The 25,615-nt window shown below is 34.5% G+C and carries 14 protein-coding genes, 1 tRNA gene and 1 riboswitch; of the genes, 13 read left to right on the forward strand and 2 right to left on the reverse strand.

Annotated elements, in window-relative coordinates; all coding sequences use genetic code 11:
- The 4 genes from GM552_RS08860 to GM552_RS02160 all read left to right on the forward strand — a co-directional run.
- The coding region (locus GM552_RS08860) for a hypothetical protein (RefSeq protein WP_196424836.1) at nucleotides 1-2,197 on the forward strand (2,197 nt) is incomplete at its 5' end.
- A 793-nt stretch (nucleotides 2,198-2,990) separates the two neighbouring features.
- Nucleotides 2,991-3,149 carry a hypothetical protein gene (locus GM552_RS08920; RefSeq protein ID WP_230882728.1) on the forward strand — a complete coding sequence of 53 codons (159 nt, stop codon included), beginning with the start codon at nucleotides 2,991-2,993 and terminating at the stop codon, nucleotides 3,147-3,149.
- A gap of 358 nt (nucleotides 3,150-3,507) precedes the next feature.
- The gene (locus tag GM552_RS02155; RefSeq protein WP_155565075.1) at nucleotides 3,508-6,576 is read left to right on the forward strand and encodes a hypothetical protein; all 3,069 of its coding nucleotides are present in this window, start codon (nucleotides 3,508-3,510) and stop codon (nucleotides 6,574-6,576) included.
- Nucleotides 6,577-6,895: 319 nt separating this feature from the next.
- A complete protein-coding gene (locus GM552_RS02160) occupies nucleotides 6,896-9,640 on the forward strand; it encodes a hypothetical protein (RefSeq protein ID WP_196424837.1) in 2,745 nt (914 codons plus the stop codon).
- A gap of 1,311 nt (nucleotides 9,641-10,951) precedes the next feature.
- Here GM552_RS02160 and GM552_RS02165 read toward each other — a convergent pair.
- Nucleotides 10,952-11,026: transfer RNA gene (locus GM552_RS02165), tRNA-Thr, on the reverse strand.
- A 204-nt stretch (nucleotides 11,027-11,230) separates the two neighbouring features.
- Between GM552_RS02165 and GM552_RS02170 the strand changes: the two genes are divergently transcribed.
- From GM552_RS02170 to GM552_RS02195, 6 genes are all read left to right on the forward strand, one after another.
- A complete protein-coding gene (locus tag GM552_RS02170; RefSeq protein ID WP_155565077.1) occupies nucleotides 11,231-12,889 on the forward strand; it encodes a ribulokinase in 1,659 nt (552 codons plus the stop codon).
- A 120-nt stretch (nucleotides 12,890-13,009) separates the two neighbouring features.
- Nucleotides 13,010-13,164: riboswitch (FMN riboswitch) on the forward strand.
- An 83-nt stretch (nucleotides 13,165-13,247) separates the two neighbouring features.
- Complete coding sequence (gene ribD / locus GM552_RS02175; protein WP_230882729.1) at nucleotides 13,248-14,372, forward strand: bifunctional diaminohydroxyphosphoribosylaminopyrimidine deaminase/5-amino-6-(5-phosphoribosylamino)uracil reductase RibD; 1,125 nt, start codon at nucleotides 13,248-13,250, stop codon at nucleotides 14,370-14,372.
- The gene (locus GM552_RS02180) at nucleotides 14,354-14,989 is read left to right on the forward strand and encodes a riboflavin synthase (protein WP_110438635.1); all 636 of its coding nucleotides are present in this window, start codon (nucleotides 14,354-14,356) and stop codon (nucleotides 14,987-14,989) included. Before ribD ends, GM552_RS02180 begins: the two co-directional genes overlap by 19 nt.
- The gene (gene ribB, locus GM552_RS02185; RefSeq protein ID WP_155565078.1) at nucleotides 14,971-16,248 is read left to right on the forward strand and encodes a 3,4-dihydroxy-2-butanone-4-phosphate synthase; all 1,278 of its coding nucleotides are present in this window, start codon (nucleotides 14,971-14,973) and stop codon (nucleotides 16,246-16,248) included. The genes GM552_RS02180 and ribB overlap by 19 nt, the downstream gene beginning before the upstream one ends.
- 41 nt (nucleotides 16,249-16,289) lie before the next feature.
- A complete protein-coding gene (gene ribH, locus GM552_RS02190; RefSeq protein WP_155565079.1) occupies nucleotides 16,290-16,766 on the forward strand; it encodes a 6,7-dimethyl-8-ribityllumazine synthase in 477 nt (158 codons plus the stop codon).
- 459 nt (nucleotides 16,767-17,225) lie between these two features.
- Nucleotides 17,226-19,838, forward strand: coding sequence for an MMPL family transporter (locus tag GM552_RS02195; protein WP_155565080.1), 2,613 nt, complete (start codon nucleotides 17,226-17,228; stop codon nucleotides 19,836-19,838).
- Nucleotides 19,839-19,883: 45 nt separating this feature from the next.
- Here the strand turns inward: GM552_RS02195 and rdgB are convergent, their stop codons facing one another.
- On the reverse strand, nucleotides 19,884-20,489 hold the full coding sequence (gene rdgB / locus GM552_RS02200; protein ID WP_155565081.1) for an RdgB/HAM1 family non-canonical purine NTP pyrophosphatase: 606 nt from the start codon (nucleotides 20,487-20,489) through the stop codon (nucleotides 19,884-19,886).
- Between the two features lie 321 nt (nucleotides 20,490-20,810).
- Here rdgB and GM552_RS02205 point away from each other — a divergent pair, with 321 nt between their 5' ends.
- The 3 genes from GM552_RS02205 (at nucleotide 20,811) to prfB (ending at nucleotide 25,586) form a co-directional block, all read left to right on the forward strand.
- A complete protein-coding gene (locus tag GM552_RS02205; protein WP_155565082.1) occupies nucleotides 20,811-21,713 on the forward strand; it encodes an aldo/keto reductase in 903 nt (300 codons plus the stop codon).
- 123 nt (nucleotides 21,714-21,836) lie between these two features.
- Nucleotides 21,837-24,374, forward strand: a complete 2,538-nt coding sequence (locus GM552_RS02210) for a penicillin-binding protein 1A (protein ID WP_196424838.1) — start codon at nucleotides 21,837-21,839, stop codon at nucleotides 24,372-24,374.
- Nucleotides 24,375-24,454: 80 nt separating this feature from the next.
- Nucleotides 24,455-25,586 (forward strand): peptide chain release factor 2 gene (gene prfB, locus GM552_RS02215; protein ID WP_155565083.1). Its coding sequence is split into 2 segments (ribosomal slippage): nucleotides 24,455-24,523 and nucleotides 24,525-25,586, totalling 1,131 coding nucleotides; the frame shifts between segments, so codons are not numbered across the junction.
- The last annotated feature ends 29 nt before the right edge of the window (nucleotides 25,587-25,615 follow it).

Below are 25,615 nucleotides of genomic sequence, written 5' to 3' on the forward strand. Positions count from 1 at the left end.
AATTCAGTCAGATGGCGGAAAGGTCGGAACAGATGGCGCGGGTAAATTATCTGCTGAAATGTTGGATTATACCATAAAAGTCCCAACTCCATCCCATCAGGATGCCTCTTTGGGTAAAGTCGTCGATAAAGTTTTAAATAATGTATCCTTTTCAACATTTACAAATATTTATCAAGAAAAAAAAGAAAATAATGATTTAGACGTTAAATGTATTGCAATTGGATCTGATCGTGAGAAAGTAATTGATAATTGGACACCTCTTTTTGATAAAAATAGTAGAATTGATGGAAACGGAATTAAGTGTTTCGATAAAGAAACTGGTGAATGGGTCGTTCCTGAAGACGGGATTTTGGATATTAATTATGATATTGCTTTTGGTGATATGTCAGGAAAAAAATACGTTCCTATAGTAGAAGCGGAAAATTTTTTTAACATTGATATGGCAATCAACAATGAGCTGAATAAAGTTAATGAAATTATAGAAGTGGTTGATCAGCAGGAAATATCTTCTTACATTAAACCTCTTAAAGAAAATTTAGACTTAGTTTCTGAAGAAACAAAAGATAATCAAATAAAGGTGGATAATAAAACAGATTTAAAATCCTTTTTTCTTAAACGTGAATATCCAATTATAGATTCAGGTAATTGGAAGACTGTTAAAATTAAGCAAGGTATCAATAAAGGTAAAATTGCCTGGTTTGATACAATTTCTAATAAGTATTTAAAAAAAGCTATTAATCCTAATGATTACGTTTTTACAGAAGAAATTGTGGAAGCTTATGCAGGGCCAGTAGTTTTAATTGATGTAGATGTGACAATATCATCCGGTACCGAAGTGTCAGGGATCAGTTTATTAACGAATGTAAATAATGAAAGACAAGATCCATATGTTTTGGTCATTGAGGAAAATGCAAAAATTTCATATTCAAATATATTTTATAGAAATGTGATATCAAGGGGAAAATCATATCATAACACGTATTCAAGTAGTATGGTTGAATTGTATAATAATGCAATATCTTTAAAAGATACCTTGATAGTTGTGGGAGAAGTGAAAGCTAAATTTTGTTTAACAAGCAAAACGTGTACAAGCGCAAAGGATTATTCCTCGGGAGATAATTCTTTTTGGTTTGGAACTGATGGGTATCCTATAGGATTAAAAGGTTACAATAACGCTGAATTTATTTGTCCAATTGTTCCATTATTGTCAGAAGATAGTCCAGTATCTCATCCATCTTACTGGTTATTTAAAGATAAAAGTAAATTTTTATATAATAATGCAATGGATACAGATGAAATAATTTCATGGGTTAAGGAACATAGTAAACAAAGATTTATTTCTAATAAAACATTGATGTATTTAGGAGACTCAACCAACAACAATTTAGTAATAGATATTGAGGAAGTAAAAGATAGCTCTGAAAATATTGTTCTTGATAAAGAAGGATGTCCTGTCTTGGTTAATGTTTATCGTGTAGATAATGGTGATGAGATATACAGAGGAAATGAACCCTTAAATTTAGTCAATTGGAATGAGATAACATTAAAAAACGGAGCAGTTTTAGATAATATAATTATTTTTAGAACTTATCAATATGAAGAAAATAATAGCACGGGATTGTATCTGGAAAAAAATTGCGGAATAAAAAATTCTGAAATATATGGATACAGTCTATATAATGATACAATGAGTCAATCAAGTGATAATTATTATATCTCTTCAGGAGATGTTTATTATAATATATATTTAATTTCTGAAAATGATTGTTTTTATGATATAAATGAAACCAAATTTCCAATTTCGTTATTTGATCGTGATATAATCTATTATGACAGCAACGTGAAAAAAATAACGCAAGGTAAAAGTGATAATAGTAAGATTTTTTATATTACAATAGGTGGCAGTAAAAAATCAGTAGCGAGTTTAGACTTAAAAGGTGGAAAATTAATAAATCCTTCCATTTCATTTTTCTATCAAGGTTCGATAAATGTTATTGATGATATGATAAATTTTAAGGAGATAGTTATTGAACCACAACCCGTTATTGCGATTAATAATATTAAAGGTCAATTGAAAAGAATTGTAAAAAAGGGGGACAGAATAAAATTGTTAGGTTATTGGTCTTCACAAATTCAGGAATTTTCACCGTTTCCTTTAGGATTAAATAAAGTTAGAACTACATTGAATTTAATATAAAATTATAAATCTTTTATATTATTATGTATTGGGTGATAAAAACAATTAGTAACAATTTAAAAACAAAAAGATTAGTAAAATATTATATGTCAATTTGAATAACTTGCACTTTATCCTCGATAGAATTTCAGGTTATTTGCCAGATAAGATCTTTATAATGTTAAATTGTTTTTTATCAATTCTAATTCGAAATTTCTGAATGTTGATAATCTTTTTAAATTAATAGTTAGATCCTTTGTTATATGTTGGAGCTTTATGTCAGCAAGGAATGTTAGAAGCAAGTTGAAAACTTAATTTTATTCAACAATCACCTGAAAAGGTGATTATCAAATTTTCAAAGTTTGAACAAATGGTTGCAACCGATTTTTTATCACAAGCATTACAATATTTCTTGGATATTTTACCGGGCAATGTAACTTCCGACTTGATAGTGTTACTTATGTTTAGTGTAACGTTATGTACATTGGTTACTAGATTTTGGAAAGAACCAGATAACAAGAATAGATTACATAAATTATGGTCATTTATCAATTTTCTGGCATCTTTTAAATTTCCTAAAAAAAACACGCAAATATCAAGAAAAAATGATGAAAAGAAAATTATATAGATCTCTTTATCATCATGAACATTGGTTTGCAGAATGGTGGTGTGCGATCTTACTTTTAAGTGCCGGTATTTATGTGATTATAATACCGAAAAGTGAAATTCTTCATCCATTTTATCCAGGGTTATTTAAAAATTATATCCAACCAAGTTTGGTATAGTTTATTTATTTTTATAGGATTTGCTCAATTTGCAGCTTTATTATATGAAAGCCTGTTGGGTCGGGCCACTGCAGCTTTTTTTGCATCAACCTTGTTTATTTGCTTGGGGAATATTTGCTTTGATTAACCTTTACGCTCTGGCACGTATATTGTCAGGAGTAGAGCATATTTATGAATACAATTTATGAATTAATTAAATGGTGGTGGCAAAATAATGTTGAATGGATTAGATTACATGATCCATGGGTTATTCCTGTAATAGCTATATCTATTCCATTAAGTATGATTATACGGATGATATATGTTATTATAAGAACTTTGCGTAAAAAATAAAAAAATTTATTAATTTTTTCAAAATTATTTCTAAATTAAAATTAATATTGAATGTATCATTCTTAAATAATAATATATTAAATGTGTAGAGATTTTACAGTAAATGTTTGAAATTATTTAATTTCTAGCATTTATTTTATGTAAAATTTTAAACATTACAAAATAATAACATCACAAAAAATTATTTATTAATATATTATAAAGTCAAAAAAAATGAATTTAAAATTTCTTTTAATGCTGGGAGTTGTATCTTCCCCTATTATAAATTTTTCTCATATTACATATGCAGAAGATTATGTGGCTAAATCTCAAATAAATGTAGCCAATGGAGTGGCTGGTTTAAACAAGAATGGAGAAGTAACAGCCAATATAAATAATGATAGAATAAATAATAATTCAATAAATAGTAATTTTATTCAGTTAAATAAAAAAAATGATCGTTTACGTTTTATTACCAACAGTCCTGATACTAATAATAATGAGATTGATATGTTTTATAATTGGGATGGTAATAATAAGGATGATTTTGGTAATCCATTAGAGGGGAATACATTTTATTTCACGAATAATAAATATGGCAATAATTACCGATTTAACGGGACAGTCAAGGCTTCATCGTTCAACAGTGGACATTTTGAACTCCCAAGACATGGTGATCGTTTGCGTTTTATTACCAACAGTCCTGATACTAATAATAATGAGATTGATATGTTTTATAATAAGGATGGTAATAATAAGGATGATTTTGGTAATCCATTAGATGGGAATACATTTTATTTCACGAATAATAAATATGGTAATAATTACCGATTCAATGGAACGGTTAAAGTTGGTGGTATTGAGATTAATGGACATGTATTAAATAAACCCATTCCAGGGGGGATTGAACCAGTCGATCCGTATAATGATGATAGGAATAATGCCAATTTAATATTTTTGAGTCAACCAGGGTATGATTGGGGAAATATTAAACCCAATACGTTAATGGTTGGAGGGCGTAGTCGCAATTCTGTAGTTGGAATAAAAGCTACCTGCCAAAATACCGGACAAGGAGATCAAGGTGGGTCTTGCTATCAATTTACAAATATGAGCGGTCCACAAGCATACCATCGTAGCGGTTCTGGAGTGACTGATGGTATTAATATGGATATGCGAACAATGGATAATTCTCCTATGGATTCAATAGGCGGGAATATATTGGTTAAAAATAGCGATGGTTCATATATTGTTAAAGGTAATGAATATTCGGTAATATCGAATGTTCCGGCTGGTGCAACAAAATTTGTTATCAAAGGAACCTTTGGATGTGGGTTGGGTGAAAGCAGATCACGTTGTGAATTGAGGGGTATCAATTTTGTAAACAATGCAGGGAAAATATCTAATTCTGTAAAAGTTACCCCCGGTTTTTATAACCCTTCAAACAATACGACAGAAGTGAATATTAATGATGGTTATGCTTTGAAGGATATTTTAACTCCAGATAAAAAATTAGAAATTATATATTATGCTTCTGATGGTACAGCATATGCTATTGATTTTTCTGAAGATGATAATGGTTCTCAATATGCGGCAATTTATCCATCTTTATCAGAAAAAGAAAGAAATCTTACGCACGCGCGTATGGCTGTATGGACTAATATCGCCAATGGGATGGCCAGTGTTGAAAATGGAACCAATGAAGACAGTGGTAATACAGACATGCCCGGTTATTATTATGGATATGCTGATGGGTTTAACGATACTGTTTTAAATCAAGCCAATATTGACGCTATTAAAGCAGATAAAACAAAAACAGATGAAGAAAAAGATCTTGCCATAAGACAAAATAAAGTAACCAAGATATTTATGAGATCTTTTAGTTATCCAGGTTTAGCTGGTGACTTAGTAAAATGGAAGAATAACAAGCATCCGCTTAATGATGATCCCAATATAAAATCTCCAGGCTTAAATGCTTACGATCAGTTGGATTATAAACTTTCCTACGCTTGTTTAACAAAAAACCAGTTAAATGATAATGAGGAACTACAAAAGAGATTGCATATTGGTAATCGACCAAATTGTTTTGATAAAGTTAATATTCCTTCAGTTGTAAGACCGGAACAAATAAATAATATAAATTATATTTATAATAGTAATTATCATCGTTATCAAAAACCCGCCCTGTTTTTAGGAATGGTTCAAAAGAATTTTAATCTTTACACTCAACAATCATTCAATAAAAGTCCTGATTCAATTACCCGTGAATTTGATAATGAATGGGATTTTCCTATGAATCAAGATCATGATGGACAAGCATCTGTGCGTGGACTTACCATGGTCTTTTCCGGAGGTGGACACCCATTGGCTCAAGGAAGCTATATGTTGCGTATGGCTGGATTCAATCATATGCCATTGGGGTTGAAAATTGATGGTATTTGGCCATATGGTGGTAAGTCTTTTGAAACTGATGCAGGTTTCTTTTTGTATAAATGGACTATGTTAGGAGCATCTCCCTATCTGCAAAATATTAATGATGTTATGAGCATATCTGGTTTGGGACAAATAAAAACCAATCAGGCTTCATACCAACTTATGACATTTATGTCTAATGATGGTAATGTAGATAACAAGCGAAATAATTCATTGCATTTGGGTTTAACGAAGCAAAATTCTACTGATCCCCTTCAGAACCTAGCCTGGAATCAATCACCAACTTGTAACGAGAATAAAGAATGTGCTGTTTTAGGTCAGATATTTTTTGATCCGTTGGGTTATATAGGTGGTATAGGATTAGGTTCTGGTTATGGAGATAAAGCTAAATTAGGATTGGTTGTAGACAAGGATGCTAATGTTTTTATAAATAAAAATTTATCGGTAACTGGTCAATCTAATAACAATAGTATTAATACTAATTTTCTTCAGCTTAATAATAAAAACAATATTTTACGTTTCGTAACTAATAGTCCTGATACGAATAATAACATGATTGATATGTTTTATAATCGTGATGTTGGTAATAGAGATGACTTGGGCAATTTATTGGATGCCAATACATTTTATTTCACGAATAATAGATATGGTAATAATTATAGATTTAATGGCACTGTTAAGGCAAATAGTATGGAAAGTGATCAATTTACTGCAAAGGGCTCCATTTCATCACGAAAGTTTATTGGTGTATTGTCCACGCCATCTTCATCATCAGCTCCATGTGCATCAGGAGAGTTTGCAGATGATGCAAATTATCACTATGTATGCGTTGCGCCAAACAAATGGAAACGTGTTGCATTATCTAATTTTTAAATAATTATATTAAACAGTTGAATAATAAATATTTATAAAAGTCTATCTTAGTGATAGGCTTTTATAATCAAAAATACATGATATTAAAAAATTAAATAATTATATAAAAATCAACCTTTATAATAATAATGAAGTTATATTAAAAATAAATCGTGATTAATTCTTTTGATATTATTTTTATACTATAATTATCAATTTTATAATTTTCATTAATAAAATACTTAATTTAAAAATTCTTGAAATTACAGATCTATAGAAAGTAAAATTTCGTATTGATAATTTAAAAAAACTATTTATTAATATTTAAAAAGTACAAAATATGAATTTTAAAACGATATTCACATTGGGGATATTATCATCTCCATTGATAAATTTATGTAACCTTAGTTATGCGGAAGATTATGTGACTAGGTCACAAATAAATGCAGCTAATGGAGTGGCGGGATCAAACAGTAATAAAGAAGTAACAGCTAATATTAATAGCCAAACGATATATACACCATTTATGTTATTGCCAAATACGGGTTCCATACGTTTTCTAACAGGTGATAGTAATCCAGATAATACAGATATTAATTTTTATTACAACAGATATGCGAATATTGACCCATGGGGTAACCATCTAAAGGAAAATACATTTTATTTTACAGATCATCATGGTGGTAATAATTATAAATTTGTAGGCAATGTAGAGGCCACAGGGCTGATTTCGGCCTCTTCAATATTAGTTAATGGTAAATCTGTACAAAATGCTGTAGATAAAGTCAATAAAGCGCTTTATGCCACTTATTTGCCTAAGACACCTTATAATAATGGTAATAATGCACCTTTGGTTGTTGTTGATGATGGATATTCAGGTTTCGATAATGTAAATATTGCTAGAAATACATTAATGCTTGGTGGGCAATCACTGGATTCTAAGGTTGGTTTAAAAGCTAGTTGTCAAAATATTTCAGGAGGAGATCTGGGAGGGTCCTGTTATCAATTTACGGATATGTCTGGACCACAAGGGTGGCATCGTTCAGGTGCAGGATTGACTGATGGTGTCAATGTGGATATTCGTACTTCTAATAATTCTCCTATTGATGTTATAGGTGGTAATAAATTAGTAAAAGAGGGTGATGGTAATCATGATTATGCTGTACAAGGAAATGATTACACAATAGTATCTGATGTAACAGCAGGAAGCACAAAATTCGTTATTCACGGAATTTTCGGATGTGGTGTCGCAATAACTGATGTCAGTGGTTGTAAAATGACAGGGACTGAATTTTTAAATGATAAGGGTGAAACTGTATCATCTGTTAAAGTATTACCTGGTCCATATGATTCTGAAAAAAATACTATATCAGTTGAACTTGCTAGAGGTTATAAATTAAAAAAATCTATAAAGGCTTTAAGTCAAGTGAGGATAACAATTTACTCTGCTGATGGGAGAGCTTATGCTATAAAACCATATAAAAATGGAACTGAAATTTATCCAGCGCTTTCCCAACAGGAAATGAATATGATCTCTATGAGAATGGCTCTTTGGACGAATATTGCGAATGGTATGTCTGTCATAGAAGATAAAAAATCAATTAATGATGCTATAGATATGCCAAATTACTATTATGGATATTATTCCGGATCTGTTGGATCTCCAAAAGGGAATATAAGTGAAGATAAAAAACATACCTATACTCAGTTAAATGTTGAAACTTATTATTACCCAGGTGCTGGAGGTAAGGGATTGTGGAAAAACTTAAAAATGTTTTCAAACATTTATGAAGGATCAGATGGTGTTCCTGGAAGTAATAAGGGAGATCAATTGGATTATAAAATAAGCTATACAGATCCAAGAACATTGAAAATGAAACATAATTCCAATTTTCATCATTATAGCCAGCCAGCTTTATTTTTAGGGCTGAGTAACAAGAACTTTAATACGTATATGTTACAAACTAATGATGCTTCTAAGACTGATTCAATTACACGAACTTATGATAATCAATGGGATTTTTGGATGTATTCAGATCATGATTATTCAATAAATAGTCATGGATTAACAATGTCATGGGGAGGCAGTAATCATCGTTTGACTGCTGGTAGTTATATGATGTGGTTAGCTGGATTCAGTAAAATGCCCATAGGGTTGAGGATTGATGGTGAATGGGAAGATGGTGGGATACCGATTGATACAGATGGTGGGTTTAGAGTATATAAATGGGTATGGCCTTCTAAAGCTTTGAATGCAATTAATGGTGAGCAGGTTATGATAGCGTTGGGACAGGCAAAAACTAGTAGTTCTTCTTATCAATTATTTTCCTTTATGTCTAATGATGGACCCGCTAATAATTCACTACATCTAGGAATGACAAAATCTAATAATGGATTACAATCTAATTATTCACCCACATGTAATCAAAATGGAAAATGTTCAGTATTGGGACAAGTTATTTATGATCCATTGGGTTATATAGGTGGTATTGCTCTTGGATCCGGACATGGAGATAAGACGAAATTAGGCTTAATTGTAGATAAGAATAGTAATATGATTGTAAATAATGAACTTACAGTTCATGGTAAATCTGTCAACAATATTGTGGATAATGCAATATTAAAGTCACAAGTAAATGTAAATAATGGGGTTGCCGGTTTAAATGGTAACAAAGAAATAACAGCACATATCCGTAGTCCATTTATAGATGTATCATATCTTCAAACGCCTTTTATGATTTTACCTGCGACAGGTTCAATTCGTTTTAATACAGGAGATAGTAATCCAGATAATCCAGATATTAATTTTTATTACAACAGATATGCGAATATTGACCCATGGGGTAACCATCTAGAGAAAAATACATTTTATTTTACAGATCATCATGGTGGTAATAACTATAAATTTGTGGGCAATGTTATTACAACTGGAAATATTACCGCAAATAACTTGCATGTTATGCTTTCAACACCATCTTCATCATCCGCCCCTTGTAAAGCGGGAGATATAAAAGATGATTCAAACTATCATTATGTTTGTGTAGAATCTAATAAATGGAAACGTGTCGCTCTATCAGATTTTTAGAAAATCAATAAATTATGATTTTATTTCATAAAATCATAATTAAATTTTTTTAATAATTTTATACTTATCTTAATGGTGGGCTTTTTTTAATTTTTTCTGAAGATAAATTTTTATATCAAAAAAAAACGAGAGGTATTTGTTTAAATTACCTTAAATATTATGTTGTCATGTCAATTTTAAATTATTTTGGTCTTTAGAAATAACGCGCTGATAATCACAGGTTACTGGTAATTGTTTTTGAAGGGTATTCAGGTAATTTTATTTATTAAAAACAAATGGGTAATGGACCATCATTAAGTATTTGTTAGATGGAACCAGCAACTTATTTTGACATTTGCAATATTTTTTTAAACAATGCTAAACGCCAATCTTTAATATATTTATTAATATACATTGCAGGAAATTTTAATTTAGATAGTTAGGGATTACCGAAACCTGATATATTAATAGGTAATCATTTTTTGTTGTGGCAATATGTCGTATTTTTATATTCGAATTAAGGAATTACTGTAGCAATGGCTCAGTATCATAAAAAATACTATAGTATCAATTTAGGTAAAGTAATTTGAAGAATTATGACCATTTTCAATAAGCCATAAACTGTTAAAATAGATCAAAAATAATCTATGAATATAAAACATAAAATATGTAATATTCATTAAATAATATAAAAGAAATTATTAGATTAATAATTTAAAAATAATTATTTTATGTATGATTTTTATAGATTTTTTTATATAAAATGTATATAATCAATAAGGTAAGGTAAAAAAAGAATTACCTCCTTTATTATTGACACAACATCTAACTAAAAATTTCAAAAGGTTTTAAATAATTTTTATTTAGAAATAAAGGCCTTTTTTACCTTACCTAAATCAATCTAGCAAAATTAATTGTGAATATCAATACTAATAGTCAATAATTTATATATCGTTATATTTATTACTTAATAATAATTAATTTTTATGACAATAATAAAGAATAAATATATATTTATTTGAATAAATAATAATTCTAATTCATGTTAAATGAAATTATAATTTTTTGATAGAATATTGTCTTGAACAATGGATAAAATGTTCACAAAACATGTAAATATAACTGTAAATTATGATTAATCAATTATACAATGCTTATTGATTATTATTAAATTTGGTAGCGAATAAAAGATATACAAAATTATTGGCTGTTTATATTGATCAATAATTTTTTACACGTTGAAATAATAACTTATTTCTATAATAAATTGTTAGGTGAATTATAATTGATCACACTATATTAAATTTCCACATATCGATTTTGTTATGTTTGTGGTGCCGGATGAGGGATTTGAACCCCCGACCTTCGGTTTACAAAACCGCTGCACTACCACTGTGCTAATCCGGCAATATACAATCAACACGTGCAGTTCTATGCCTGATTTTAGATTTAATTTCAAGAAAAAAATACAAAAAAGTTAATATTTTTAATTTTTATAATAAAAAATCAATTTTTTTTGATTGCTTGAAATTAAATTGATAATCATGAAGTAAAGGGGGATTATATGAAAACAGTTTTGTTTTCCAATTATTTTCCATGGATATACAATATATGCCTCATAAAATTGCAATAGGTCTTGATTTTGGTAGCGATTCCGTTCGCGCTCTGGCTGTAGATTGTCAAAATGGTGAAGAGCTTGCAGCAAGTATTACATATTATCCACGCTGGAAAAAGGGGTTGTTCTGTAATCCTATTTTAAATCAATTTCGGCAACATCCTCTGGATTTTATGGAATCATTAACAGAGGTTGTTTGCTCAGTCGTAAAACAATTGGGTGGTGTTGCTAAAAATATTGTTGCAATTGGAATTGATGCGACAGGATCCAGTCCTGCACCATTAGATAGGCATGGTCAAATTCTTGCGTTACGGCCTGATTTTTCAGAAAATCCAAATGCAATGTTTATTTTATGGAAAGATCATACCGCTATTGAAGAGGCGGAAGAAATTAATCGATTATGTCAAAAACCAGCATATTCTGTTTTTTTAAAAGGATGTGGAGGGGTTTATTCATCAGAATGGTTTTGGTCAAAAATTTTGCATAGTTTCAGAAATGACGAGGCTGTTAAAAAAGCCACAGTATCTTGGGTTGAATGTTCAGATTGGATTCCCGCGTTGCTGACAGGCACAACCTTACCCCATATAATTAAAAGAAACAGATGTGCGGCTGGTCATAAATGCCTTTGGAATGAACAATGGGGCGGTTTACCTTCCTATGAGTTTTTTAAAGACCTAGATCCTGTACTGGTTGAAGAATTACCCTATCCGTTATTTAAAGAGACTTATACTGCTGATATGGCTGTTGGAAAGTTAACAAAGGAGTGGGCGGAAAAACTTGGTTTAAACGAAAATGTGACGGTTTCAGGCGGGGCAATTGATTCCCATGTCGGTGCAATAGGTGCGGGTGTTAAACCCTATAGTCTGGTAAAGGTCATAGGAACTTCAACTTGTGATATGTTAACGGCTGAAAATGAGCAGGTAAAAGGTAGGTTTATCAAGGGGATATGCGGACAGGTTAATGGTAGTATTGTCCCGGGATATATCGGTTTCGAGGCGGGACAATCCGCTTTTGGTGATATTTTTGCGTGGTTTCAACGTTTTTTAGGCTGGCCCTTGCAATTCTATGCACGTAATAATTTTACACATTTGCAAGAATTTTATGAAATTGAGCATGATTTACTAAATAATCTAGCTGAAGAATGGTATAAAAATAAGAATCTAGAATATTTACCGATTGCAGTTGACTGGTTTAATGGACGTCGAACACCTTATGCCAATCAGCGTTTAAAAGGAACAATTACAGGATTAACATTGGCCACTGATGCAGTTGCGGTTTTTGGAAGCTTGATAGTTTCCACTGCCTGTGGTGCAAGGGCTATTATAGAATGTTTTGTAGAACAGGATATACCTATTAACACAATTATTGCAATTGGCGGAATTGCTAAAAAATCATCAATCATAATGCAGACATGTGCCGATATTATGAAACGTGAAATAAAAGTGTCAGACTCTGAACAGTGTTGTGCTTTGGGGGGCGCCATTTTAGGGGCCGTAGCTGCAAAGGTGTATTCTTCAGTTTTGGAAGCTCAGCACCATATGTCCAGTCCTATATCCAAGATCTATAAACCTGATTTGCATTTATCTGAACAATACGAACGGATATACGGTCAGTATCAACAATGGGCTAGGGTTTCGGAAAGACAATATGTTTAAAATTAAGTATCAAAAAATATTTATCATTGAGGAAATGGGTGTTTATCCTGAAAAAACTTGATTACAAGAATGAAAATGCTTATCTTAATGATGTCCAGTAAATGGATGATAATTAAATAACGACGTTCTTGGGGCGAGGTGTAATTCCTCACCGACGGTAAGAGAATATCATGTTCTTAAGCCCGTGAGCGCCTGTATTGTAATAATGCAGGGTCAAGCAGATTTTGGTGCGATTCCAAAGCCGACGGTTACAGTCCGGATGAGAAAGAACGATATAATTTACCTTTTACGTTTCGTTAATAACGTGAAGAAGGTATGTTATGGAGTGCCCGCGTGCGTCTAGAGATAGGAACTAGAAATGCAAGCACGCTTAGGTTCGGTTTCACAGGCTGAACAATTAAAAATGAATGAGGGAATTGATTTACCCGAAGCAATCTCTAATGCTTTTTCATATGCTATACGCGAAGCTTTACTTTATGTTGGGCAGACAGCGCCTAATCCTCCTGTTGGATGTGTAATTTTAGATCAACAGGGTAAAATCCTTGCTACTGCAGCCCATCATGAGGCAGGTAAGCTACATGCCGAGGCGTTGGCATTGCGGCAATGTCGTGTTGCAGGTGTTTGGGATAAAATTCATGATGTTATAGTAACGTTAGAGCCCTGCAACCATATAGGGCGTACGCCACCTTGTTCTGAATCATTATTGCGAACTCCGGCCCGTCGTATATGGGTGGGAGTTGCTGATCCCAATCCTAATGTTTGTGGTGCTGGTAATGAACGGTTAAGACAAGGCGGCAAAGAAGTTTTTTTGTTAAGAGATCTTTGCGGTAAAAAATCTCTTTACTGGCAAAAAAAATGTGAGGATCTTATTGCTCCGTTTATTCAATCTGTGACAAGAGGGAAAGCCTGGATAACGGTTAAACAAGCTCTTGATGTTGCAGGCTCCATGATCCCACCAATAGGGAAAAAGACATTCACCTCTTTTACATCCCTATGTCAGGCTCATCAATTGCGGCGTGGAACTGAGGCGATTATAACAGGTGTGAATACAATTAAAGAGGATAATCCCTCTTTCACCGTGCGCTATGTCCCTGATCACCCGGATCGAAAACGCTTGTTGATTATTTGCACTAAACAGCAAAAGCCTCTAGAGGAAATTGTCCCCGTAAATTATATCAAAAATGCTGAAAAAAATAATTTTTCTCTTGTTACATGTTCAAAAATTGATGATTTACCATATTTATTACATAATCATAATATATTATGGGGAATGGTTGAAGGAGGGCCACAGTTATTGCAAGTCATTCGTCAAAAGAAACTTTGGGATGAATGGCTTATATTTCGAAAACAAAATAAAGGGGATGATCAGTTAAAGTTAATTTCTAACCATCTTGCTTCACCTACGCGATTACTTTTATCCCATTTCAATTTTGTTGACTTTTCGAAAAGAAAGGAGGGCACATTATGTTCTCTGGTATCATAGAATTTCTTGGTGTTGTTTCAGCTGTTAAATATGAAAAGCAGGATTTAAAAATTCAAGCTATGGAAATTAAGATTAAAACTGGTATACCAGATTTGATTCTTGGTGAAAGTGTTGCCGTAAATGGTGTATGCTTGACGGTGACAAAACTAGGTACGAATGATGAAGCTTCCTTTTTTATCAGTTCAGAAACTTTAGATCGTACGAATCTATATGTTTTAATTGAAAATATGAAAGTAAATCTGGAACGGGCCGTAACACCTTCCACCCGTCTTTCTGGTCACATTGTTCAGGGGCATGTAGATGCAACTGGCCGTATTTTCAAAATTGAACAGAAAGGTGAGGCACATCAATTATTTGTCGCTTTACCTTCTTCATTACGTAAGTATGTTGTGGAAAAAGGTTCAATAGCCATAGATGGTGTCAGTTTAACTATTAACGGGATAAAAGAAACAGCCGAAGAAAATCACGGAATAAATGAGTTCCTGATTGATTTGATGATTATTCCGCATACTTGGAACCATACACGGCTCGGCTTGTTAAAGGTTGATGACATTGTCAATATCGAGGTTGATATCATTTCAAAATACGTGGAAAATCTATGTCAAGTTCAAAAGTGAATCAAACTTTAAGTGCGGAATTGAAACATGCTGTTTCTGCCTTGCAAAATGGGCAGATGGTTTTGTTGGTTGACGATGAGGGACGTGAAAACGAAGGTGACCTGGTTGCTGCCGGGCAATTTGTAACGCCTGAGATCGTTAATTTTATGATTACGAATGCCAAAGGTTTACTTTGTATGCCTTTACAACGTGAGCTGGCGCAGAAACTTCGTTTACCATTAATGGTTCAACATAATACCTCACCACATGAGACAGCTTTTACAGTCTCTATAGAAGCAAAAGAGGGCATTACAACAGGTATTTCTGCTTCGGATCGTGCAAAAACCTTTGAAGTGGTTGCAAGGGATTGCGTCACTGCGCAGGATATTATTTGTCCCGGTCATGTTTTCCCCTTAATTGCCGATCCTAATGGTGTTTTATCCAGAAATGGACATACGGAAGGCTCAATTGATCTATTAAAAATCGCTGGATTGAAGCCTATTGCCGCAATTTGTGAGATTGTCAAAGATGATGGATCAATGGCAAGAATGCCGGAGCTTCGTCAGTTTGCTGAAAAATATGGTATTCCAATCGTTACAATTGCTGAAATTATACGTTGGCGTGAACAGTATGACGCGAAAAAATTGGATTCTGTATCTTCATTGGTGAAAGCGGGAACAAGAGCCCATTTACCCAATTGTTATGGTGGAGAGGATTTTAAGGTTCAGGCATTCATAGACTTGAAGGGTAATGAACATCTGGCCGTTATGAAAGGGGACTTTCCATTTCATCAAACCAATGAACAAATTCCCTTGGTTCGTCTGCATTCAGAATGTTTGACAGGGGATGTGTTTGGTTCTTTGCGATGTGATTGCGGTCCCCAATTACATCAGGCCTTGAAAATGATTGGTGAATCCGAATGTGGTGTTCTGTTATATTTATGCGGTCATGAAGGCCGTGGAATAGGGCTTTTTAATAAGATTGAGGCTTACGCATTACAGGAAAAAGGGTTTGATACGGTCGAAGCGAATCATCAATTGGGTTTTTTGACTGATATGCGTGACTGGAAAGTTGCTGGTGCTATTTTAAGAAAACTTGGTATCAAATCTTTAAATTTAATGACGAATAACAAGAACAAGGTTGAAATGATGAAAAAACAGGGTTTTGAAATTCGTCATCGTGTTTCATTGGAAATTGATGCCAATCCTTTTAACAGTCAATATTTAAAAACAAAACGAGATCGTATGGGGCATCTTTTAACCCATTTATCTGAAATATAAATTTCAGTTAGAGTTTATAACTAGTGAATAAAGGTTTTTACATGATAAAACAAGCTCCTCAATCAATACAGAAATTTTCATTTTCCAAGCCACCACGGATCGCAATAGTTGTTAGCCGGTTTAATCAAACAGTAACGAATGGATTGTGTCAAGGAGCACAGGAATGGTTGTCTGAACATCAAATTCCTTTTTATCAAGAAGATTTATATTATGCACCTGGAGCTTTTGAATTGCCTTTAATCGCACAAAAACTGGCCAAGTCAGGTAAATATGATGGTGTTGTATGTTTGGGGTGTGTAATTAAGGGAGATACAGCGCATTTTGAATTTATCAGTCTGGGTGCAACTATCGGATTGATGCAGGCCAGTTTGCATACAGAAGTTCCTATCAGTTTTGGTGTTTTAACCACTTATACTTCGGAACAGGCACAAATCCGTTCTGAAGAAAATAAGGAGAATAAGGGTCGTGAGGCTGTAGCAGCCTGTATTGAAAGTTTGGCTTTATTGCAAAAAATTTAAATTTCTCAAGCATTTAATTTTTCTTGGTAATTGGCTTGATCAATTATCGAGAAAGAAAAAAGCTGCATTATTTTTTATATATTAATTGAGAATAATTATTAATTGCATAACATTGATTGTATCTTGAATGAATTTTTATTATTTTTGGGATTTAAATATATAAAAAAAAGGAGTAGTTATGTTTTTCAGTTTTAAAAAAATTAAACTGCCAGAAGAATTCGTCATATGGAAAAGTTAATAATCCAAAATTCAGAATATTGAAATCGAACCATAATGAAAATTTCTGAATTGTTATTCCTTTTTTATAAGTTGTTACAAAATTGATTTATATAATGGATGTTGAATGCTTTTAGATGAAAGCTATTTTCTTCTATTGTATCAATTAAAAGATATAACATATTTATAAATTTATAGAGTTTTGAATTCTTCTGTATTGTACGAAAAGGATGTGTTGCCGGAATGGTTTCTGCATTGATTAGACGGATTGTTGAATTTTGCTCACGTCATGCATGGCTTGTTTTTATAGTTTATCTGTTGCTGGCAATTGTATCTATTTTTGTAACAAGTAAGAAACTGGATATAACTACTGATACTACCAAGATGTTTTCCACGAAAATGCCTTGGAAGCAGCGATCGGACTGGATGGGAAAGAATTTCCCAAATCGAGAGGGAATTTTAGTTGCGATTATTGAGGCCAAAATTCCGGAAGAAAGGGAATTAAGTGCAGAAATTCTTGTTAATCAGTTAAATCAGGATAAAAAACATTTTTATTTTGCTAGTTCACCAGAAAATAATCCTTTTCTTGTTAAAAACGGATTGATGTTCCTTGATCCTCCAGTGTTGGATCAAACATTGAATACAATAATTCGTGCACAACCTTTTTTGAGTAGTCTTGCCGCGGATACTTCTGCACGAGGATTATTTGATACGTTGGGTATGGTTGTAGAAGGTATTAAGGAAAATCAGGTTGATCTGGAACAGTATAAAAATGAATTAAATGGATTTGCTAAAACATTAGAGAAAGCATCACAAAGAGATTTTGAACCTTTTTCATGGGAGAAAAGTCTTTCTGGAGAACTTTCAAGTTTGGCTGGTCGATATCAAATCGTAGTGGCAAAACCAAAAATGGATTTAACCTCCTTGCAACCTTCAGGGGAGGCTGTTGCGTCATTAAAAAAAGCAATTTCTTCCATATCATATGTTCAAAGAGGAGATGTGAAGATTCATATTACAGGAGATGCAAAAATCAATGATGAGGAATTTTCCACGGTCATGGATGGCATGGTTCTCGGTCTTTTTGCCTCTTTTGTATTGGTTGCGGGCTGGTTATTCCTTGCAGTAAAAACCTGGCGTATTATTATACCCATACTATATGTGTTATTGATCGGTTTGATTCTTACAACAGGTTTTGCTTCAATTGCGGTGGGCACGTTAAACCTTATATCCGTTTCTTTCGCAATTTTGTTTGTCAGTATTGCTGTTGATTTCGCAATCCAGTTTTCTGTTCGTTTCAGGGGGCAAGATATTCAAGCGGATGACAATACCAATAAAAGGCAATCAACTTTATTGGCATTGTCTAAAACAGGATATGATACAGGTCATCAGATATTTACAGCTTCTGTTGCAGCAGCAGCAGGTTTTTTGGCGTTTACTCCGACAAATTTTGTTGGGGTTAAGCAGCTTGGCTTAATTGCCGGCACGGGTATGATTATTGCTTTGATCTGCACGTTAACACTTTTGCCAGCCATGTTAACAATTTTACAGCCAAAAATAGTTCAAGCTATGGCTGGTTTTCCCAGATTGAAAAGTTTGGATAATAAATTTCGACATTATCGTTGGTATATCCTTGCTGTTTATGCAGTGATTGCTGTTATCGGCATTTTCTTTCTGGTTGATCAAAAGGTCAGTTTTGATGCAGACCCATTTCATACCAAGGATACCCATTCTGAAGGGATGAAGGCTTTACAGCTATTGATGAATGATCCGAATACTAATCCTTATACAGCAGATGTAATGGCTAAATCTCCTGAAGAGGCAAAAAAACTCGTAGATCAGATTGGTCAGCTTTCTTCAGTGCAAAATGTTATTTGGCTTGGATCTTTTGTTCCGGAGGATCAAAAAATTAAAATTCCAATGATCAGGGATGCAGCGTCGGTCTTGTTAAACACTTTGTCAAACACATCAATCAAATCCAGACCATCAGCATCGGAATTACGTCAGTCTATGCAGAAAATGTTGGATAAACTCAATTCGGTACAAAATACACTGACGTCTGATAGTCCATTGGAAAGAATACGTCTTGCATTGCAAAAAATTGTCAGTATGTCTGATAATGACCTCATGAAAATCAATGATGATCTGGTTCGTTTTCTTGGTTTTCAATTGCACCATCTGGAAATTATGTTAACGCCATCAGCCGTTTCTTTAACTGATGTTCCCAAAGAGTTAGCAAATGAATATCGAACAAAAGATGGATTATACAGGATAGAGATTTATCCAAAAGGCACAAATCTTGATAATGAACAAATTGCAACGTTTGTTAAACAAATTCGTTCCGTTGCTCCTGAAGCGGCCGGAACTTCCGTTGATATCATAGAAAGTGCAAATACAGTGGTTCATGCTTTTATTATCGCGGCGGTTATGGCGATAATAACTTTGGCCATCATTATATTTATCGCATTACGTCGAATATTGGATATGTGTCTTGTATTAATGCCTTTGATATTGTCAGGACTTATGACAATTATTGTGATTGTCTTAATCGATCAGCCTTTGAATTTTGCCAATATCATTACATTACCGCTTTTACTTGGAGTTGGTGTATCCTTTAATATCTATTTTGTAATGAATTGGCGTGAAGGACTATCGAATCCCTTATCATCGCCAACTGCTAGAGCGGTTCTATTTTCAGCTTTAACAACTGGAACGGCTTTTGGATCTTTGGCGGCTTCAGCCCATCCTGGAACAGCGAGTATGGGGTTATTACTATTGATATCCCTAGGATGTACATTGGTGGCGACATTAATATTTGTTCCTGCGTTATTACCCAAACGGGATATCGATAGGGAATAAATCTATTGGGATGTTTCATTCCAATAGATTATATAGAGGTAAGGGTTAGAAACAGGCCTGAATGAATTTTTGAAAAGCTAGAGCACGGTGACTAATTGAATTTTTTTTCGAATCAGTCATTTCTGCAAAAGTTAACGGATTATTTAATGGTTGAAAAACGGGATCATATCCATGACCGTATTGTCCACGGGGAGGCCAAATAAAATTACCGTCAACTTTTCCTTCAAATTCATATGTTTTACCGTTTGGATATGCAAGGGATAACACACAGATAAAATAAGCCGATTTATCAGGAATGGACTGTAATTTATCATGCATTTTTTGCATGGCCATAGAATAATTCTTATGGGGTCCCGCCCAACGAGCAGAATATAAACCAGGATCCCCATTCAATCCATTAAGGCAAAAACCGGAATCATCTGCCAAAGCAATCATGTTTGAGGCATAACTGGCTTGTAAAGCTTTCAAGCGGGCATTTTCATGAAAGGTTGTCCCTGTTTCTTCAGGTTCTGTCAGATTAAGTTCACCTGCCGAATGAATTCTTAATGAAAAATTGGAAAGTAATTGATGAATTTCCTTTACCTTGCCTGGATTATGGGTGGCGAGAACAAGTTCTGTATCACGAATAATTTTAGGTGGAAGCGAAAACATTTAAATTCTTTCATCATTCAAAAATTAAATATGTTTAAATGAGAATTATCTCTGATTAAATTATAATGCCATAATAATTTTTTTAAAATTAGAATAAATATAAGGTTATGATTTAATGTACAATAAAATAATATCTCAAGATTTATTGCGACAATTATTTTTAATATGATCTAATAAATTTCATACTGAATAGATAAAATTCATTATTAAAAATATTACTTTATATCATTCTGATAGATAATTTATTTTTCTAAAGTGGTATTTATTTTATAAATCATTTATTTTTAATAATTAATGAATGATCTATGATAGGAAAAAAGAATGCAGTCAATTGATGCGGCTTTAGCGGGTAATTTTCAATTTGATCACCAAATCAAGATCAATCGAATAGGATTTGGTGCGATGCGTATTGTTGGTAAAGGTGTATGGGGGGAACCTGAAAATCGTAAGGAAGTTATTGCAACTTTATATCGTACGCTAGAATTGGGGATTAATTTTATCGACACGGCAGATAGCTATGGTCCTTTTATTAGCGAAGAATTAATTTGCGAAGCACTTTATCCTTATCCGAAAAATTTATTGATTGGCACAAAAGGGGGGCACACCCGGCATGGGCCGGATATTTGGCGACCCATTGGCAGTCCAGATTATTTACGTCAATGTGTTTTAATGAGTATGCGTCGTCTAAAACTGGATCAAATCCGTTTATGGCAATTGCATCGTGTGGGGGAAGATACTTTTCCGGAATTACAGTTTGAAGCTATCGCCAAAATGCAGCAGGAGGGATTAATCGGTCATGTCGGGTTATCTGCCGTATCTGTAGGGATGATTAAACGTGCGTCAAAATTTTTCAAGGTTGCTTCCGTTCAGAACAAATATAATCTGGTTAATCGGGAATCAGAAGCCGTTGTTGATTTTTGTGATGAAAATAATATCGCTTTCATACCTTATGCACCTTTAGAACAGGGGGTGAAATTCACTGGTCCTGTTCTTGAAGAAATTATGAACAAAAAACACGCCTCAGCCCGTCAGATAGCGTTGGCCTGGCTATTAAAACGTTCAAAAATCATTGTTCCCATTCCTGGAACGGGTTCCGTTCAACATTTAGAGGAAAATACAGCAGCGGTGAATGTTAATTTGACGGATGATGAATGGACAAAACTTGATTTGGAGGGGAAAAAGATTTGGGATAAACAAAAAAAATCTGCAAAATTATATTTGTAAACTGAATAAAAGATCGACATATTCTTGGAATAACAACATAGTTGTTTTTTACTCATATTAAAAATGTTATATAAGAATAACTCCTAATAATCGAGTTTTCACAATTGATGTAGAGTTTTTTTTATGTCTTCGAAAAATTCTGATCCGTCTAATGCTGGTAATAAATATAGTAATTCAATTATAAAACGCCCCAGATACCGTATATGGCGGATGTTGGTTGGAATACTTGCAGGCTTGTTCCTTTTTATTCTTGCGGGAGGTGGATTATTTGCCTGGATAAAATATGAGGGAGCTGTACAGGATTTGCCTACTGTTGAGGGGTTGAAAAATTATGCCCCGCCTGTTATGAGCCGGATATATGCCAATAATGATCGTGTCATGGCAGAATTGGCATCAGAGCGGAGATTATTTGTTCCTATTACCCTTATTCCGGATCGGGTCAAGAATGCTTTTATCTCGACAGAGGACAAGAATTTTTATTCTCATGGCGGGATAGACCCCTTGGCAATTGTACGTGCGGTTGTACAAGATATGTTCCGTAAAACGTCAGGTAAGCGTCTGGTGGGGGCCTCAACGATTACGCAACAGGTTGCGCGTAATATGTTGCTTAACAATAAGCGGAATTTGAATCGCAAGATTAAGGAAGCTATCTTGGCAATTCGAATTGAACAATCCCTGACCAAAGATCAAATTCTGGAAATTTATTTAAATGAAATTTATCTTGGTGATGGTGCCTACGGGGTTGCTGCGGCCGCACAAACTTATTTTCATAAAAATCTTGATCAGCTGACCGTGGCAGAAGCGGCCTATCTCGGTGGATTGCCTAAATCTCCTTATAATTATGATCTTTATCATCATCCGAAAGCAGGGCTGGAACGTCGTAATTTCGTTTTGAGCCGTATGCTAGAAACTGGTGCAATCAGCAAAGAAGTCCTGAAACAGGCAATGGATGAACCCCTGCAAGTGACACAATCTGTTATAAGACGTGGACCTTTGGCAGGAACACAATGGTTTTCCGAGGCTGTAAGGCGTGATCTGATAGATCGCTATGGAATGGATAAAACAATGCAGGGTGGTTTGGAAGTTCATACGAGTTTGGATCTGAAAAATCAAAATCTAGCAACAAGGTTAATGCAGCAGGCATTAATGAAATATGATCGGCAACATGGTTGGCGAGGTGCAATAAATCATTTAAATATTGAAGATGGAAAAGAATGGAGTGATTTGCTAGCCAGACAAAAAAATCCTGCCGGGATATTGGATGCATGGCGTGTTGCCATTGTTTTGAATAGTAGTACGGGAAAAGTTGGATGGTTGGAGAATAAGAATGAGAAATTGGCTTTATTGGAAAATAAAGATGTAAGTTGGACAAAGCGTTCTTCTCATCCATTAAAAATGGGCGATGTTGTTTTAATTGAGCCTTTGGCTGATAATGGTAAAGTCGCCTTGCGTCAGGTTCCTCTGATAGAAGGTGCGTTAATTTCTGTTGATGTTCAGACAGGCCGCGTTTTATCCATGTTTGGTGGATGGTCATTTGCTGAGTCACAGTTTAATCGAGCAACACAAGCTCAACGACAACCAGGCTCTTCTTTCAAACCCATAGCTTATCTGGCGGGGATGGAACAAAATATTCCGCCATCTCAGATTTTTATGGATTCCCCTTTTTCAGCAGGTAGTTGGCATCCAAACAACTATGAAAAAACATTCTGGGGACCAACAGCGTTACATAATGGCTTACGTTATTCAAGGAATTTGGTCACCATTCGTTTGGCCGCTCAAGTCGGGATGAATGCTATTTCAAATTTGGCAATTGCATTAGGTGAAGTAGATTCAATGCCTAAGGTTTTACCTGCCGTTTTGGGTGCTGTGGAGACAACGGTTTTCCGTCATGCTGGTGCCTATGCAAGTATTGCGGCAGAGGGGTTGTTAACAAAACCAACCTTAATTGACTATATTCAGGATCGGAATGGAAAGGTAATCTGGCATTCAGATGTCTTGAAGTTGGAACATTCGGAAGATCCAGATAGGCTTCCCCTTATTATTGATCATCGTAAACGTGTTGCATCAGCTCAAAGTTCCTATCAAATTATAACCATGATGGAAGACGTGATGAAACGTGGAACCGGTATGTCGGCAGCGCGTGGGATAGATCGTCCACTTGCCGGCAAGACAGGAACCAGTCAGGATTTTAATGATGCGTGGTTTGCAGGATTTTCACCGGATGTCGTGACGGTAGTATGGTTTGGGTTTGATCAGCCAAAAACATTGGGAAAAGGTATGTCTGGCGCTGTTGTTGCCGCGCCAGTTTGGAATGAATTCATGAAAAACATTCTGGCTAATCGTCCCAAACTTGATTTTGCAAAACCAGAAGGTGTTTTTCTAGCAAGTTATGATACGAGTAAAGGAAGTGTAACCGATGCTTTCAAGGAAGGACAAACCCCGGGAATTAGCATCAATTTGAATAAGGGGGCAGCAACGGGTGAGTTGACAGCCCAGGATACAGGAGCTGAAAATATACCTGATTCTGAAGAGTCCATGGATAGTAATGAGGGGATTGTATCTCCATCTAATGAAGGAAGTGAAAAAAAGATTGGTGAAAAAACAGGTCAATCTTCATCTTCAGGTGAAGGGGAAGATATAGGTATGGGTGGATTATATTAAGGTTGACCTTGTATTTTTATTAAAATCTTGTTAATTGGATTAATAATTAATTGCATTTAAGGTAAATAAAGGAAACGAGTATGTCTGCGGAGAGTGATACACTCCAACAAACAATAGAGCAGTCTTTAGAACTGCTGAGGAGGCATCTTTGACTGGGATACAGCTAAAGATCGTCTAGCCGAGTTAAATAACCGCATTGAAGATCCCAATCTATGGGATGATGCGGAAATTGCGCAAAAGATTATGCAGGAAAGAACAGGGCTTGCCAATCAAATTGAGCGGGTTGAACGGTTGGAGCAGGATTGCAAGGAAAATCTTGACCTAATTGCGTTGGCTGAACAGGACAATGACATGGAAATTGTTCAGGATGCCTTGCAACAATTGCAATCAATGGAAAAAGAAGTTAAACGTCTTGAATTGGAAAGTTTACTTTCTGGTGAAGCCGATCGGAATGACTGTTATCTGGAAGTGAATTCCGGGGCAGGAGGCACGGAAGCGCAGGATTGGGCTGAGATGATGTTAAGAATGTATACACGTTGGGCTGAACAACATGGTTATAAGGTAACCATGTTGGAAAGTACTGAAGGGGAACAGGCGGGTATAAAATCGGCAACATTGCAAATAAGCGGGATAAATGCCTATGGGTGGCTGAAAACTGAAGCGGGAGTTCATCGCTTGGTTCGTATTTCGCCTTTTGATTCCGCTAAAAGGCGTCATACATCTTTTGCTTCTGTTTGGGTTTATCCAGTTATAGATGATTCAATTGATATTGAAGTAAATGAATCAGATTTGAAAATCGATACGTATCGTGCATCGGGTGCTGGCGGACAGCATATCAATAAAACGGAATCAGCCATAAGAATTACCCATGTTCCAACAGGAATTATTGTCGCTTGTCAAACGGATCGATCACAACATCGTAATCGGGCAACAGCAATGGAAATGTTGAAGGCCCGTCTATATGAATTGGAATTAAAAAAACGCGAGGAAGAGGCGGCACAGACAGAAGCCAATAAAACTGATATAGGTTGGGGTCATCAAATCCGTTCTTATGTTTTGGCACCCTATCAATTGGTGAAAGATTTGCGAACGGATGTGGAAAAAACCAATCCAGATGCTGTTCTGGACGGTGATCTGGATGATTTCATGGCAGCGGCACTGGCTTTAAGGGTGGGGGCAACACGTTCAGAAGCAAGTGCGAAAGCAACATGATAAAAAGGCTTTGTTAAAAACTTTGACTA

The organism is Commensalibacter sp. ESL0382, from assembly GCF_009725775.1.
GTDB lineage: Bacteria > Pseudomonadota > Alphaproteobacteria > Acetobacterales > Acetobacteraceae > Commensalibacter > Commensalibacter melissae.

What these genes read in the sequence shown, in the direction of transcription:
- ribD (WP_230882729.1), top strand. Translation starts at nt 13,248, where the DNA reads ATGCAAGCACGCTTAGGTTCGGTTTCACAGGCTGAACAATTAAAAATG.
- GM552_RS02160 (WP_196424837.1), top strand. Translation starts at nt 6,896, where the DNA reads ATGAATTTTAAAACGATATTCACATTGGGGATATTATCATCTCCATTG.
- GM552_RS02170 (WP_155565077.1), top strand. Translation starts at nt 11,231, where the DNA reads ATGCCTCATAAAATTGCAATAGGTCTTGATTTTGGTAGCGATTCCGTT.
- GM552_RS02155 (WP_155565075.1), top strand. Translation starts at nt 3,508, where the DNA reads ATGAATTTAAAATTTCTTTTAATGCTGGGAGTTGTATCTTCCCCTATT.
- ribB (WP_155565078.1), top strand. Translation starts at nt 14,971, where the DNA reads ATGTCAAGTTCAAAAGTGAATCAAACTTTAAGTGCGGAATTGAAACAT.
- GM552_RS02205 (WP_155565082.1), top strand. Translation starts at nt 20,811, where the DNA reads ATGCAGTCAATTGATGCGGCTTTAGCGGGTAATTTTCAATTTGATCAC.
- rdgB (WP_155565081.1), bottom strand. Translation starts at nt 20,489, where the DNA reads ATGTTTTCGCTTCCACCTAAAATTATTCGTGATACAGAACTTGTTCTC.
- GM552_RS02195 (WP_155565080.1), top strand. Translation starts at nt 17,226, where the DNA reads ATGGTTTCTGCATTGATTAGACGGATTGTTGAATTTTGCTCACGTCAT.
- GM552_RS02180 (WP_110438635.1), top strand. Translation starts at nt 14,354, where the DNA reads ATGTTCTCTGGTATCATAGAATTTCTTGGTGTTGTTTCAGCTGTTAAA.
- GM552_RS02210 (WP_196424838.1), top strand. Translation starts at nt 21,837, where the DNA reads ATGTCTTCGAAAAATTCTGATCCGTCTAATGCTGGTAATAAATATAGT.
- ribH (WP_155565079.1), top strand. Translation starts at nt 16,290, where the DNA reads ATGATAAAACAAGCTCCTCAATCAATACAGAAATTTTCATTTTCCAAG.